Origin of the sequence: Gymnodinialimonas mytili (assembly GCF_037544085.1) — a bacterium.
Taxonomy (GTDB): Bacteria; Pseudomonadota; Alphaproteobacteria; order Rhodobacterales; family Rhodobacteraceae; genus Gymnodinialimonas; species Gymnodinialimonas mytili.
In genome coordinates this window covers 1,669,704-1,684,253 of sequence record NZ_JBBIFW010000001.1, presented here as the reverse complement: position 1 = coordinate 1,684,253, position 14,550 = coordinate 1,669,704, and the positions used below count along the sequence as shown (strand labels likewise).

The window sequence follows — 14,550 nt, the reverse complement described above, 5'->3', positions numbered from 1 at the left end:
AGGCGAAGGATATTGCCCCAGCCCAAAGTCATGCCAGCCCCCGGATCGCGAAGGCGGTGACCATCATGCCCAAGACGTAAAGGCTGACGCCGGTGCCATTGTACCAGGGCGCCTTGGCTTTTGGGTCGCGCAACAGCACACGCATGGCGGCGAGTTGCAGCAGCAGAGAGACAATTATGGCTGCAGCGAACCAGGGCCGATCCCAGTAAACCAGCAGGCCGATTACGGCGATCTGTGGCAGCGCCATGATCACGCAGGCCAGCTTTGCTGCGCGCTCTGGCCCGAGCGTGACGGGCAGGGAGTTCACACCCATTTGGCGGTCGCCCTCCAACGCCTTGAAATCGTTGAGCGTCATGATGCCATGGGCGCCGATGCCGTAGAGCAGCGCCACGAAGATCACCGGGAGTGAGGGCGCCCCGGCCGACAGGACCGCCGCGCCGGTGAACCAGGGCAGGGTTTCATAGGACAGGCCCACAAGGCCCGGACCCCACCAGCCAGAGCGCTTCAGGCGGATCGGTTCAACGGAATAGGCCCATGCGGCGGCAATGGCGACCAAGGTCGCGCCGAAGCCCCAAGGGCCGAGCGTTAGACCCAAACCAGCCGCGCCGACAGACATGATAATCGCGATCCACAGGCCCCAGCGACCCGGAATTCGACCTGACGGGATTGGGCGGTTGGGCTCGTTGATCGCGTCCACATGGCGGTCGCACCAATCATTGGCGGCCTGGCTCATCCCGCAAACAACCGGGCCCGCGAGAACAACACCGATCACCAACACCAGCCAATGGCCGCTGGGCGCAACCCCGGCAGAGACGGCGCCACACAGATAGGCCCACATCGGCGGGAACCACGTAATGGGTTTGAGCAGGGTCAGAACAGCCCTGGGCTCCGGCAATGTGCGGGGCGTTTTTGTGGGAGTGAGGTCGGTCGTTACACTCATAGTGTCAGTTTAGTCTGACACATGACGAGTCGGCAAGTGTTAAGCTAGGTTGACGCTTTAGGCGGAGCCATTGCTGTCGGACCTGTTAATCAGCCCATATTTCCGCAATTTCACATAAAGCGATTGGCGTGAAAGCCCCAACATCTCAGCCGCGGCGACGCGGTTGTTGTCGGTCAGTTCAACCGCGGTTTCGATACACATCTTTTCCACGACATCGGTCGTGGCAGAGACGATATCCTTCAACGAGGCAGAGCCGACAAGCTCCATCACATTGCGCATCGCATCGTCGGACATGGGCATCGGTCCGGCCGTCGCGGTGCTTGCCGGTTCCCGCACAACTTCCATGCGGGTCGTATCGCGCATGACGAACGCAAATCCGGGATTTCCCGGTCCGGGCATGTGTGTCGTCGACATCTCTACCGACAATTGTGAGCCAAACGCACCCTCAAGCCGCGTTGAATAGAGCTTCATCTTCCGGTTGCGGGCGGCATTGTCGATCAGGACCTTCAGATCAACCGAGCCGCGTGACAGGAAATCACCCAGAGATTTACCCTTCACATCGGACAATTGCCCCGCATCACACAGGCTGAGGAAGGCATCATTGGCCGACCGGATCTGGCCATGCATATCGGTGAACACAATCGCATCGGCGCCATCGCGATAAAGCGACGTCATCATAAGCGACAGATCTGCCGCCATGCTGTCGGCCTTGTCGGTGCCTTCGATCCGGCAGAGCAACGTCTTGTCACCCGCCGCGCGGAAAACCATCGGATGCAGCATGACCTCTGCGTCGGTGCGGCGGGTCTGAACCTGCACAGCGCGTGAGGCTTCGTCTCCAGCAGCCAGAACAAGCCCTTCGATGAACTCGCCACGGCGGCGGCCTTCGAATTCCTGGGTGAAGGCTGCGCCAGTCAACGCGTCGGTATTTGCGCCCAAAACATGGGCCGCAGCAGAGTTCAGGTCGATGATCCGGCCCGTCCCCACATCCACCAGGACCAGCGCATCGCGCGCGGCCTCCATGATCACGCGATAGCGCGTCTCATAATCGCGGTGGGTCTCATAATCCTTCTCAAGCGCCAATTGCGCTTTCACCAGGCGGTGCTGAAGCTCCGCAATCGGACGCAGATCGCGGCCCAACATCAGAATGATGTCCTCGCGCCCCGTGCGGTGCAATGTATAGCGGATCGGGAATTCCCAATTCGCGTTGTCGAAATGGTTCACCTCAATCGCATCGACCTTGGCCGACACGCCGTCGCGATACGCGGCCAGTTGCGCCTCTAGCTTGGACAGGCTGTCTTCAGCCATAAATTCGCGGATATCGCGATCTTTCCAATGATCAAGACGCCCAAGCGTCGGGTTGAGCGGGTTGGTGATGACGGAGTGCACTTTGCCTTCCGTATCCAGGACAATCGCCAGGTCGGCGGCGGTGGTGACAATATCGCTAAATTGCTCCGGCCCGATAGGGGGAGACGAGGGTTGATCCCAAAAGTCTGATCCGCGGGTGTTCATTCGAACTTAGTCTCCGTCACCGGTCGCTCGTTCCACTATATTGGCGTGACCAGCCATTAAACCAAGTGAAGGGTCTGCCTCCACCATATCCAACCCGCACATTTCAAGTGCCGATTGAACATCCTGCGCCACGTAATCGACGCCGGTCATCTGCTTTAACGGCAGGTCGGTATCGGTCAGGCTGCCACCGAGTATAATTGGTGTCGCCCGCGTGTTGCTGGTTCGGATTTTGTCAACCAATTCTCTTGCCGATGCAAGCGATCTGCGCCCGGCAACCGTAATCCCCACCATCACATATCGCTGTTTTCGCACGTTCAGTGCGACCTGGTTAGGGTGTTGATCAACCGAGACATGGACATCATATCCAAACCGTCTCAATTGATCCGCCGCGACAAATGTGCCGAGCGTATGCTGCTCGGGCCGCGGGATAATCAGCAGGATCTTTGGCAAAGACCCCGGTTGGCTCTGTAGAATTTGCTGCGCATCGTCTGCGAAAGGCGAACTTCTTGCCGCAAGCGCGCGCACCATTTCCTGTAGTCGCGCGCTGGCCAGCGACACTTCCGCAAAGCTCAACGTGTCATCTGCCCATTCCCAACCCAAGCGCCGGGCAACAGCCGGAATGACCTCATCCACGATATGTGCGGCAGTCAGGCCGTCACGGCGGAAATGAGCCATCGTCTTGCGCTCAACAGCCTTGGAGTCCGACAAGATGGCCTTGTGCAATTCCTGGGCATGTTGATCGAGCGCGCGACGTTCTTCCTCAGACGATTTCGTCGGTGACCCAGCGCTTGACGCCAATATGCGGATAGCCTGCGCCGCCAGGTGTCGCACGTCAGTCTCGGTCAAGAAACCGACTTGAGGTCTACCGCTTCTCTGGTCGTCGGCTATCACGGTGCCAATGCCCTTGCTCACAACGCGCGTGGATCGCGCGTTTCCATACGTTTACGGGAGCTCGCCGTCGCGCTCCGAGTTTGGCCGAGTCGGGGCCTATATGTCAAAGAAAATTGACACCTGACGCCTTTGGTGCGCGCCTTTGCCATACCGCAATCAGCCAGCGTTCCTTATTCATCTATGCTTTACGGGAAGTTTGCCGTCGCAACAATGCCTGTCGCACGCCCAATGACACCATGCCAGAGTGTAAGTTTCAGTTGACACTCTGATGTTTACAGCCGTAATTTTGTGTCCAGGCCAATAGGAATCGAAACCCATGCCGAGCGACACTTTGACGGGGCTGCCCGAACGGCCACTTTACACCCCCGACGAACGCGCCCGCCGCGATGCCACAATCTGGACTGTGGTTCAGGGGGTTCTGGCTCCGATCCAATTCGCTGTCTTCCTCATCTCGTTGGTTTTGGTCATCCGCTACATGGTCACCGGCGCTGGATATGAGGCTGCGACCCTGTCGATTATCGTCAAGACCGGCATCTTGCTCACGATCATGGTGACGGGGGCGATCTGGGAAAAAGTCGTTTTCGGTCAATACCTTTTCGCGCCGTCCTTCTTTTGGGAAGACGTCTTTAGCTTTGCCGTTATCGCCCTCCACCTCGGCTATGTCTGGGCGCTGATCGCGGGTTGGCCCACGGACACTCAGATGTGGATCGCGCTCGCCGCCTATGGTGCCTATGTGATCAATGCCGGACAGTTCTTGTGGAAGCTGCGCCAGGCGCGCCTGGATGCGGAGGCGCGCATATGAACCGGCCAGCCGCCGTCCCCTCTGCCTCCTGCCGCGACGCTCCGATCCTCAAGGAACGTGGCCAACGCGAGGTGTTTTGTGGGCTGACGGGGATCATCTGGTTGCACAGAAAGATGCAAGATGCGTTCTTTTTGGTGATTGGGTCCCGCACCTGCGCGCATCTGTTGCAATCGGCGGCAGGCGTCATGATCTTCGCCGAACCGCGTTTCGGCACGGCAATCCTGGAAGAGAGCGATTTGGCCGGAATGGCCGACGCCCATGACGAATTGGACCGCGAAGTGGCACGGCTTTTGTCGCGTCGGCCCGATATCAAGCAGCTTTTTCTGGTCGGCTCCTGCCCGTCTGAGGTCATCAAACTGGATCTCGCCCGCGCAGCTGAGCGCCTGACGCAGGTTCACGCGCCCCATGTGCGGGTGCTGAATTATTCCGGCTCCGGGATCGAGACGACCTTCACCCAGGGTGAGGATGCCTGCCTGGCGTCGATGGTGCCGGTCATGCCGTCCACAGATCAACGTGAATTGCTATTGGTCGGCGCGCTGCCGGATGTGGTTGAAGATCAAGCCGTCAGCCTGCTGGAACAGATGGGCATTGGTCCGATCCGGGTATTGCCCGCCCCGCGCAGCGCCGAAGCGCCTGGTATCGGCCCCAATACGGTCTTTGCCTGTCTGCAACCTTTCCTCGGCGATACCGCAGCAGCGCTGACCCGGCGCGGGGCGCTTATGATCCAAGCGCCGTTTCCGTTTGGCGAGGAAGGCACCACACTTTGGCTGCGCGCGATTGCCGATGAGTTTGGTGTCGATGACGAGACCTTTGACAAGGTCACTGCCGCCCCGCGTGCCCGCGCCCGGAAAGCCATCGCCAATGCAGCCGGGTCGCTGCAAGGCAAATCGATCTTCTTCATGCCGGATAGTCAGCTTGAGACCCCCTTGGCCCGGTTCCTGACCCGCGAATGCGGGATGGAGGCAATCGAGATCGGGCAGCCCTACATCCACAAGGGCTTGGTTGGCCCAGATCTGGACCTGATCCCCGCAGGTCCCACGATCTCCGAAGGACAGGATGTCGACAAGCAACTGGATCGCGTCCGCGCGGCGCGCCCCGACCTGACGGTCTGCGGTTTGGGTCTTGCCAATCCGTTGGAGGCCGAAGGGCTGACAACGAAATGGGCCATCGAACTGGTCTTCACACCCGTTCATTTCTACGAACAGGCGGGTGATCTCGCGGGCCTGTTCAGCCGACCGATCCGGCGACGTGACCGTCTAAAGCTGGAGGCCGCCGAATGATCCGTGCCGCCTCTTTCATCTTGGCCCAAAAACTCTGCGGGGGTCTGGGGGTGCAAAACCCCCAGCGCGCGCCATGAAGCTGACGGTGTGGACATATGAGGGCCCGCCCCATGTGGGTGCGATGCGCGTCGCCACCGCGATGAAGGATCTGCATTACGTCCTGCACGCTCCCCAGGGCGACACCTATGCGGATCTGCTGTTCACGATGATCGAGCGTCGCAATCATCGGCCGCCGGTCACCTACACCACGTTTGAAGGCCGTGATCTGGGCGAGGATACTGCGGGGATCTTCAAGACGACCTGCCAAGACGCCTATGACCGGTTCAAGCCGCAGGCGCTGATTGTCGGCGCGTCGTGTACCGCCGAACTGATCCAGGATGATCCCGGCGGTCTGGCTGAGACGATGGACATCCCCGTTCCTGTGATCGCACTGGAGCTTCCATCCTATCAGCGCAAGGAAAACTTCGGCTCGGACGAGACGTTCTATCAGATCGTCCGTCATCTGGCGCAGCCGCTCCCGCGGACGCCAGAGGTGAGTGTGAACTTGCTCGGCCCGCTCGCGCTTGGCTTTCGGCATCGCGATGACATCGAAGAGGTCAAAGGCCTGCTTTACGAGATGGGGATCGGCGTGAATGTCGTGGCACCTTTCGACGCAACGCCGGAGGATATAACCCGGTTGGGCGCGGCCCATGCCAATGTCCTGATGTATCCCGAACATGCCGAAACCGCTGCGCGGCACCTCGAACGCATATGCGGCCAGCCCTACACAAAAACTGTCCCCATCGGCGTTGGCGCAACCCATGATTTCGTCGCGGAAGTGGCCCAACTCTGCGGGGTCGAGCCGCGCAAGGATCTCTCCCGCCTGAGACAGCCGTGGTGGTCCAAATCCGTCGACAGTACCTATCTGACCGGTAAGCGGGTCTTCCTGTTTGGGGACGCAACCCATGTGAAAGCCGCCGCCCGCATCGCCCGCGACGAGATGGGGTTCGAGGTGGTGGGCCTCGGCTGCTACAACCGCGAATTTGCGCGGCCAATCCGGGCTCTGGCAAAGGAATTCGGCGTCGATGCTCTGATCACCGATGACTACTTGGCTGTGGAGCAGGCCATCGCCGAGGCTGCGCCCGAGATGATCCTCGGTACGCAAATGGAGCGTCATATCGGCAAGCGTCTGGGCATCCCCTGCGCCGTGATCTCGGCCCCTGTCCATGTGCAGGATTTCCCCGCCCGCTACTCGCCCCAGATGGGGTGGGAGGGCGCGAACGTTATCTTCGATACCTGGATCCATCCGCTGGTCATGGGCCTGGAGGAGCATCTGCTGGCGATGTTCCGCGAAGACTTCGAATTCCATGATGAGGCTGGACCCAGCCACCACGGGGGTCACGCGCCGCGGTCATCCGACATTGGGGGGCCAGCCCCCCAATCCCCCCGGGATATTTCCGAAACAGAGAAACAGACCCACGACGGAACAGGGTCTGATGTGATGATCTGGCTGGCCGATGCCGAGCGCGAGTTGAAGAAGATCCCGTTCTTCGTGCGGGGGAAAGCCCGGCGCAACACCGAGAAATTCGCAGCCGATCAAGGGCTGACGGAAATCAGCATCGACACTCTTTACGAAGCGAAGGCCCATTTTGCGCGGTGACGACGACCATATCCCCGGCTATCGGGTTGTGATTGTCACGTTGGACAGCCACGTGGCCGGCCCCGCCGCGCGCGCCTCGGAGCGGTTGGCCGATGAGTTCCCGGGTCTGAATGTTTCGGTCCATGCCGCCGCCGAATGGGCCGAAAACCCCGAAGCGTTGGACGAGGCGAAGCTTGCCGTCAAGCATGGCGATATCATCGTCGCCAATCTTCTGTTCATTGAAGAGCATATCCGGGCGATCTTGCCGGATCTTGAGGCTCGCCGTGACGCTTGCGATGCGATGATCGGCATCATCTCGGCCAGAGAGGTTGTTCAGCAGACCCGGATCGGTGAGCTGGATATGAGTAAGCCCGCCTCCGGGCCCATGAAGCTGTTGAAAAAGCTGCGCGGCGCCAAAGAGCCTTCGGCCAATTCCGGTGAGAAGCAAATGAAGCTGCTGCGCCGTTTGCCGAAGATCCTGAAGTTTCTTCCGGGCAAGGCGCAGGATCTGCGCGCCTGGTTCCTGACCATGCAATATTGGTTGGGTGGGTCTGACGACAATGTCGAACAGATGATCCGCTTCCTGATCGGGCGCTATGCCAGCGACACCGCATTCCGCGGGGCCGAAGCGGCGGCGCCAATCGATTACCCCGATGTCGGGCTGTATCATCCAGACCTGCCGGGACATCACATCACCACTGATGCCGCGGATCTGCCCCAACCGTCGGCGCCCGTCGCCACTGTCGGTCTGCTGATGATGCGGAGTTACATCCTTGCCTCGGATACGGCGCATTACGATGCGGTCATTCGCCAAATGCAGAGCGCCGGGATTGCCGTTTTGCCCGCGTTTGCCGGTGGCCTCGATGGTCGGCCAGCGATCGAGACGTATTTTGATGGCGGGAAAATCGATGCCTTGGTGTCGTTGACCGGATTTAGCCTGATCGGCGGCCCGGCTTATAATGACAGTGCTGCCGCGGTTGAGATTCTGACCCGTCTGGATGTGCCTTACATCGCTGCCCATCCCATCGAGTTCCAAACGCTGGGCCAATGGGCGTCTTGTGACGGTGGTCTTGGTCCTGTCGAGACCACGATGTTGGTCGCCCTGCCTGAGATTGACGGCGCCACCAATCCGACGGTCTTTGGTGGGCGGCACGGACCGGACGGATGCCAAGGCTGCCATATGGCATGTGAGCGCGTGCACGACACAAAGGCGATGGCGCCCTGTCGCGAGCGGATCATCTCGCTGGTGGAAAAGACCAAACGTCTGGCGCTTCTGCGGCGGATGGAGAATGCCGAGAAGAAGGTTGGCGTTGTGCTGTTCGGGTTCCCGCCCAATGCCGGTGCGATCGGAACGGCGGCCTATCTGAGTGTCTTCGAAAGTCTCTACAACACATTGCAGAGCCTGAAAGCACAAGGGTATCGCGTTGAGGTTCCGGCCTCGGTCGATGATCTGCGCAAGGCTGTGCTTGAAGGCAACGCCGCGCAATATGGGCAAGAGGCCAACGTTGCCGCCCATGTGGATGCCGATACGATTGTCGTCAATACACCGCCCCTAGCGGCAATTGAATCGGTTTGGGGGCCGGCGCCCGGCAAGATCCAGTCGGATGGCCGAGGTGTCTTCATATTGGGCGCGCATTTCGGAAATGTCTTTGTCGGCGTGCAACCGACCTTCGGCTATGAAGGCGACCCGATGCGTCTGCTGTTCGAGAAGGGTTTTGCGCCGACCCACGCCTTCACGCAATTCTATCTGTGGCTGCGCAACACGTTCCGGGCCGATGCGGTGCTGCATTTCGGGATGCATGGCGCGTTGGAGTTCATGCCCGGCAAGCAGGCGGGTCTTGGGGCGCAGGATTGGCCGGACCGGCTGATTGGCGAGCTTCCAAACATTTACCTTTATGCCTCAAACAATCCGTCCGAAGCATCGCTGGCCAAGCGTCGGTCGAACGCAATTACGGTCACCCATCTGACCCCGCCTTTGGCGGCTTCGGGGCTCTATAAGGGCCTCGCTGAGTTGAAGGATAGTCTGACGCGGTGGCGTGGGCTGCTTCCTGATGCGCCCGAACGCGACGAATTGGCAACCCTGATCGCCGCGCAGGCCGAGGCGGTGGATCTGCAGGACCGCGACCCCGATACGCTTTGGTTGACACTGCTGGAAACCGAAGATGCGTTGATCCCTGATGGGCTGCATGTGGTGGGCAAGCCCATGTCCTCGGAAGAAATCATGGAACATCTGAAGGTTATGGCGGATCAGGATCCGGAAACGCAGGATCGTGTCGCCCGGATGCTGCGGGAGGATGCGGAATTGCCCGCGCTGATGCGCGCTCTGGGGGGCCGCTATATCGCGCCTGCCCCCGGTGGAGATCTGATCCGGTCCCCCGATGTGCTGCCGACGGGTCGCAACATCCACGCCTTCGACCCGTTCCGCATGCCCACCGCGTTCGCCCTGCAAGACGGCGCGGCGCAGGCGCAAAAGCTGATCGAGGCGGCGGGAGAGATGCCGCGCTCCGTCGCGTTGGTTTTGTGGGGCTCGGACAATATCAAATCCGATGGCGGCCCAATCTCGCAGGCGCTTGCGCTGATGGGAGCTGTGCCGCGCTTTGACGGGTTCGGCCGTCTCTGCGGGGCTGATTTGATCCCGCTGAATCAACTTGGTCGCCCGCGCATCGATGTGGTGATGACCCTGTCGGGGATCTTCCGCGACCTGCTGCCGCTGCAAACCCGGATGCTGGCGGAGGCCGCGTACAAGGCTGCAACCGCGGACGAACCGCGCGACCAGAACTTCGTCCGGGCCCATGCGCTGGATTACGCCGCGGAGATGGGTGTCCCGATGGAAGAGGCGGCGTTGCGCGTCTTTTCCAATGCCGAAGGGGCCTATGGTGCCAATGTGAACGCGCTCATCGATAGCTCTGCCTGGGGTGAGGAAGACGAGCTGGCCGACGCTTATGAGGCCCGCAAATGCTTTGCCTATGGCGTCGACGGGAAGGCGACCAAGAACAGCGGCATGCTGCAATCGGCGCTGAAAGACGTCGACCTTGCCTACCAGAACCTGGAAAGCGTCGAGCTGGGTGTCACGACCGTCGATCATTATTTCGATACGCTCGGCGGGATTTCCCGTGCCGTGAAGCGCGCCAAGGGTGGGACCGAGGCGCCTGTCTTTATCGGCGATCAGACCCGTGGCGATGGCAAGGTGCGCACCCTGCAAGAGCAAGTGGCGCTAGAGACCCGGTCGCGCAGCCTAAACCCCAAATGGTTCGAAGGCTTGCTGAAGCACGGCCATGAAGGCGTTCGGCAGATTGAGGCGCAGGTGACCAATACGCTGGGCTGGTCCGCCACAACTGGTCAAGTCGACCCTTGGGTCTATCAGCGCCTGAGCGAGACCTTTGTTCTAGACGATGAGATGCGCCGCCGATTGGCCGCGTTGAACCCGCAAGCCAGCGCCCGGATGGCAAACCGCCTGCTGGAGGCGCACGACCGCAATTATTGGCAACCCGATGAGGCCACATTGGCCGCGCTTCAAGCTGGCGCGGACGAGCTGGAAGATACGCTCGAAGGCCTCAACGTGGCTGCGGAATAGGAGACGAGTGATGCTGGACGAAAAGAATCCTCCCGCCGCCCGGGCCGCGATGCGTGAAGCTGCTGGGCTTGAGGCCCGCGGTCTTGGCGCCCCGCCTGTTCTGAAAAAGGGTGAGGATGGCGAAGGGTCGCTTCAGGTCCACCAAGACGCGTCGATGAAAATCGAAGGCGCGAAGGTGTTCAGTGTCTATGGCAAGGGCGGAATTGGTAAATCGACCACCTCGTCCAACCTGTCCGCCGCTTTTTCCAAGCTGGGTAAGAAGGTCCTGCAGATCGGTTGTGATCCGAAGCATGACAGCACCTTCACGCTGACCGGAATGCTTCAACCCACCGTGATCGACATCCTGAAGGAGGTCGATTTTCACGCTGAGGAACTGCGCCCCGAAGATTTCGTCACCCACGGCTATAATGGCGTGATGTGCATTGAGGCTGGCGGCCCACCTGCAGGGACCGGCTGTGGTGGCTATGTCGTGGGTCAGACCGTGAAGCTGCTGAAACAGCACCACTTACTGGAAGACACCGATGTGGTGATTTTCGATGTGCTGGGCGACGTGGTCTGCGGGGGTTTTGCCGCGCCATTGCAACATGCGGATCGCGCCGTGATCGTCACGGCAAATGATTTCGACAGCATCTACGCCATGAACCGGATCATCGCGGCGGTTCAGGCAAAATCCAAGAACTACAATGTCCGCTTGGCTGGGTGCATCGCCAACCGCTCGAAGGAGACCGACGAGGTCGACCGCTATTGCGAGACCGTCGGCTTCAGGCGGATCGGGCATATGCCCGATGTGGATGCGATCCGCCGCTCGCGCCTGAAGAAGAAGACCTTGTTCGAGATGCCTGATGACGAGGACATCGTGCAATGCCGCGCCGAATACATCCGTCTGGCCGAGATGCTCTATGCGGGCACCGATCCGCTGGCGCCCGCGCCGTTGGAAGACCGCCATATCTTTGAATTGCTGGGGTTCGACTGAATGGTGGGCACCCCGACATATGATGCCACCCGCAACCGGGTTGAGGCCTATTTTGACCGCACCGCGACCAAAACCTGGGAGCGGCTGACCTCGGACGCGCCGGTTTCTGGAATCCGCCAGACGGTGCGCGAAGGCCGGGATCGGATGCGGGACATCATGCTGAGCCGTCTGCCCGAGGATCTGACCGGGAGACGCATCTTGGATGCAGGCTGCGGCACTGGTGCGATGTCTGAGATCCTGGCCCGCCGTGGCGCCGATGTGGTGGCCATCGATATCTCTCCGCAATTGGTTGAGATCGCAGAAAAGCGGATGCCTGAGGCTTTGGCCCCCCGCATCACCTTCACCTCTGGCGACATGCTGAGCGAGACGCTCGGCGCGTTCGACCACGTCGTGGCGATGGATTCGATGATCTATTACCAGGCCCCGGATTTGGGCCGCGCACTGGCCACACTTTCGGAGCGCGTCGATCACTCGATCATCTTTACAGTTGCCCCGCGCACGCCGTTCCTGATGGCGTTTTTTGCGATGGGCAAACTTTTCCCGCGCTCGGATCGCTCGCCGACGATGATCCCCCATGTGCCCGCTCGGATCGCACAGGAAACGTTTCAAAAAGGCGCTTTAGGCACGCTTTCAGAAGTCGAGCGGGTCAGTCGCGGGTTCTACATCTCCACCTGCTTGGAGTACCGCGCATGAGTATGCTGAAACGCATATCCATTCGTTATCTGCCCTTCGCGGATGCAGCCAGCGATGAGCTGCCGCTGAGCCAATTGCTGCGGCTGAGCCTGTTCCAGATTTCGGTCGGGATGGCCGCGGTGCTGCTATTGGGCACGCTGAACCGGGTGATGATCGTTGAGCTTCAGGTGCCTGCGACATTGGTCGCCGTCATGGTCGCGCTGCCGGTTCTGATCGCGCCGTTCCGCGCGCTGCTGGGATTCAAATCCGACACTTACAAATCCGCCATTGGATGGAAGCGCATTCCGTATCTTTGGTTCGGCACACTTTGGCAGTTTGGCGGGCTGGCGATCATGCCCGCGTCGCTGCTGGTTTTGGGCGGCGATGTCACGCGGGTGACTTACGACATCCCCTTCGCCGGTGAGGCATTGGCAGGTCTGGCGTTTCTGATGACCGGTGTCGGCATGCATATGACGCAGACCGCTGGTCTGGCCTTAGCGGCGGACCGTGCCACCGATGAAACGCGGCCGCGGGTCGTTGCGCTGCTTTATGTGATGTTCCTGATCGGCATGGGGGTTAGTGCCGTTGTCATCGGGTGGTTGCTGCGCGAGTTCACCCCGCTTGAGCTGATCCAGGTGATCCAAGGCGCCGCCGTTGTGACGATTGTGCTGAACGTGATCGCCTTGTGGAAGCAAGAGCGCGTCAAGCCGATGAGCAAGGCCGAGCGGGCCGAGGCGACCCCAACCTTCCGCGACGCTTGGTCTGACTATGCCAGCGGCGGAACCGCCGGGCGGCTGCTGGTCGTTGTGTTTCTGGGCACGATGGCCTTCAACATGCAGGATGTGCTGCTGGAACCCTATGGCGGTGAGATCCTGGGCCTGTCGGTGTCAGCGACGACCCTACTGACTGCCACTTGGGCGGCGGGTGCGCTGGCGGGCTTTGCGCTGGCCGCACGGTGGTTGAGCGATGGGATCAACCCCTATCGCATGGGTGCGCGCGGATTGCTGGCGGGCGTCGTGGCGTTCAGCGCGGTGATCTTCGCCAGCCCCTGGGCCTCGTCGACGCTGTTCTTCTTGGGCGCCTGCGGTATCGGATTTGGCGGCGGGCTGTTCTCCGTCGCCACGCTGACCGCTGCGATGACGATGCCAACACGCGACAAAGCGGGCCGCGGCCTCGCTTTGGGTGCGTGGGGTGCGGCCCAAGCCACCGCCGCTGGCCTGTCGATCGCGATGGGTGGCGCAATTCGCGACGGTGTGAACGCCATGGCCCAGTCTGGACAGCTGGGCGAGGCGCTCGCCAATCCGGGCACCGGGTATTCCGTTGTCTATCACCTCGAAATCTTTCTGCTTTTCGCGACTCTTGTGGCCCTTGGGCCGCTCGTGCGCACACGAACGACCACCACACAGGATGGGGGGGCAAAAATTGGCCTCGCCGACCTTCCCACCTGACGCCGACCTGAAAGGATTCCAGAAATGGAAAACGCATTCTTTGGCAATTTCGACCTGGCCAGCTTGTCGATCTGGTTGTTTTGGATCTTCTTCGCGCTGCTGATCTACTATCTGCAGACCGAGAATATGCGCGAAGGCTATCCGTTGGAAAACGACGATGGCTCGCCTGCGCCAAACCAAGGACCGTTCCCGGTTCCCAAGCCCAAGACCTTCAAGCTGCCCCATGGCCGGGGCGAGGTGACCGTCCCGTCCAAAGAGAACGAGGATGAGCATCGCCGCGATAACCTGGGCGATCTGATGGAAGATGTGGCGAAGTCCCACGGCTTCCCCGCCGATCCGGTTGGCGATCCGATGTTGGCTGGCGTTGGCTCCGGATCCTGGACGCCGCGCCGCGACGAGCCGGAACTTGACGGCCATGGCCACGCCAAGATCGTGCCGATGGGCCAGACCGAAAGCTACCGCGTCAGCGCGGGCCGCGATCCGCGTGGACGGTTTGTCGTGGCCGGTGACGGCGAAGTTGTCGGCACGATTTCCGACATGTGGATCGACGCGCCGGAACAGCTTGTCCGCTATCTGGAGATTGAGCTCGACGCCGACCATGGCGGCGGCAAGCGGCTGGTGCCAATCCACTTCTGTCAGATTTGGAAGACCGTGAAGATCAACTCGATCCACGGACGCCATTTCGCGGGTGTGCCTGTGACGAAATCTCCGACGCAGATCACCAAACTCGAAGAAGAGAAGATCTCGGCCTATTACGGCGCCGGGATCCTCTATGCCGACGAAAAACGGGCTGATCCGCTGCTCTGACCAAGCAGCGGCACGCCGCACGCCAGGAGGACCAAA

At 60.6% G+C, this 14,550-nt stretch carries 11 protein-coding genes; 8 read left to right on the top strand and 3 right to left on the bottom strand.

All coding sequences use genetic code 11. From position 1 onward, the window contains the following. Positions 1–28 precede the first annotated feature (28 nt). The 3 genes from chlG to V8J82_RS08370 are packed head-to-tail and all read right to left on the bottom strand — an operon-like array spanning position 29 to position 3,295. Positions 29–940 carry a chlorophyll synthase ChlG gene (chlG, locus tag V8J82_RS08380; protein WP_339974122.1) on the bottom strand — a complete coding sequence of 304 codons (912 nt, stop codon included), beginning with the start codon at positions 938–940 and terminating at the stop codon, positions 29–31. A 57-nt stretch (positions 941–997) separates the two neighbouring features. Next, on the bottom strand, positions 998–2,449 hold the full coding sequence (gene ppsR, locus V8J82_RS08375) for a transcriptional regulator PpsR (RefSeq protein ID WP_339974120.1): 1,452 nt from the start codon (positions 2,447–2,449) through the stop codon (positions 998–1,000). Positions 2,450–2,455: 6 nt separating this feature from the next. Then, the gene (locus V8J82_RS08370; RefSeq protein ID WP_339974118.1) at positions 2,456–3,295 is read right to left on the bottom strand and encodes a cobalamin B12-binding domain-containing protein; all 840 of its coding nucleotides are present in this window, start codon (positions 3,293–3,295) and stop codon (positions 2,456–2,458) included. A gap of 361 nt (positions 3,296–3,656) precedes the next feature. On the opposite strand from V8J82_RS08370, the gene bchF reads away from it, so the two are divergent. From bchF to puhA, 8 genes are all read left to right on the top strand, one after another. Beyond that, positions 3,657–4,142, top strand: a complete 486-nt coding sequence (bchF, locus tag V8J82_RS08365) for a 2-vinyl bacteriochlorophyllide hydratase (protein WP_339974116.1) — start codon at positions 3,657–3,659, stop codon at positions 4,140–4,142. After that, complete coding sequence (locus V8J82_RS08360; RefSeq protein WP_339974114.1) at positions 4,139–5,422, top strand: ferredoxin:protochlorophyllide reductase (ATP-dependent) subunit N; 1,284 nt, start codon at positions 4,139–4,141, stop codon at positions 5,420–5,422. The genes bchF and V8J82_RS08360 overlap by 4 nt, the downstream gene beginning before the upstream one ends. Before the next feature lie 73 nt (positions 5,423–5,495). Further along, positions 5,496–7,061 (top strand): ferredoxin:protochlorophyllide reductase (ATP-dependent) subunit B, encoded by a 1,566-nt coding sequence (gene bchB / locus V8J82_RS08355; protein ID WP_339974111.1) that lies wholly within the window; start codon positions 5,496–5,498, stop codon positions 7,059–7,061. Then, positions 7,051–10,614: a magnesium chelatase subunit H gene (locus tag V8J82_RS08350; RefSeq protein WP_339974109.1), complete on the top strand. Its 3,564-nt coding sequence runs from the start codon at positions 7,051–7,053 to the stop codon at positions 10,612–10,614. Before bchB ends, V8J82_RS08350 begins: the two co-directional genes overlap by 11 nt. Before the next feature lie 49 nt (positions 10,615–10,663). Beyond that, the gene (gene bchL / locus V8J82_RS08345) at positions 10,664–11,587 is read left to right on the top strand and encodes a ferredoxin:protochlorophyllide reductase (ATP-dependent) iron-sulfur ATP-binding protein (RefSeq protein WP_339974565.1); all 924 of its coding nucleotides are present in this window, start codon (positions 10,664–10,666) and stop codon (positions 11,585–11,587) included. Then, on the top strand, positions 11,588–12,280 hold the full coding sequence (gene bchM / locus V8J82_RS08340; RefSeq protein ID WP_339974107.1) for a magnesium protoporphyrin IX methyltransferase: 693 nt from the start codon (positions 11,588–11,590) through the stop codon (positions 12,278–12,280). Then, complete coding sequence (locus V8J82_RS08335) at positions 12,277–13,707, top strand: PucC family protein (RefSeq protein ID WP_339974105.1); 1,431 nt, start codon at positions 12,277–12,279, stop codon at positions 13,705–13,707. The genes bchM and V8J82_RS08335 overlap by 4 nt, the downstream gene beginning before the upstream one ends. 24 nt (positions 13,708–13,731) lie before the next feature. Continuing rightward, on the top strand, positions 13,732–14,514 hold the full coding sequence (gene puhA / locus V8J82_RS08330; RefSeq protein WP_339974103.1) for a photosynthetic reaction center subunit H: 783 nt from the start codon (positions 13,732–13,734) through the stop codon (positions 14,512–14,514). The last annotated feature ends 36 nt before the right edge of the window (positions 14,515–14,550 follow it).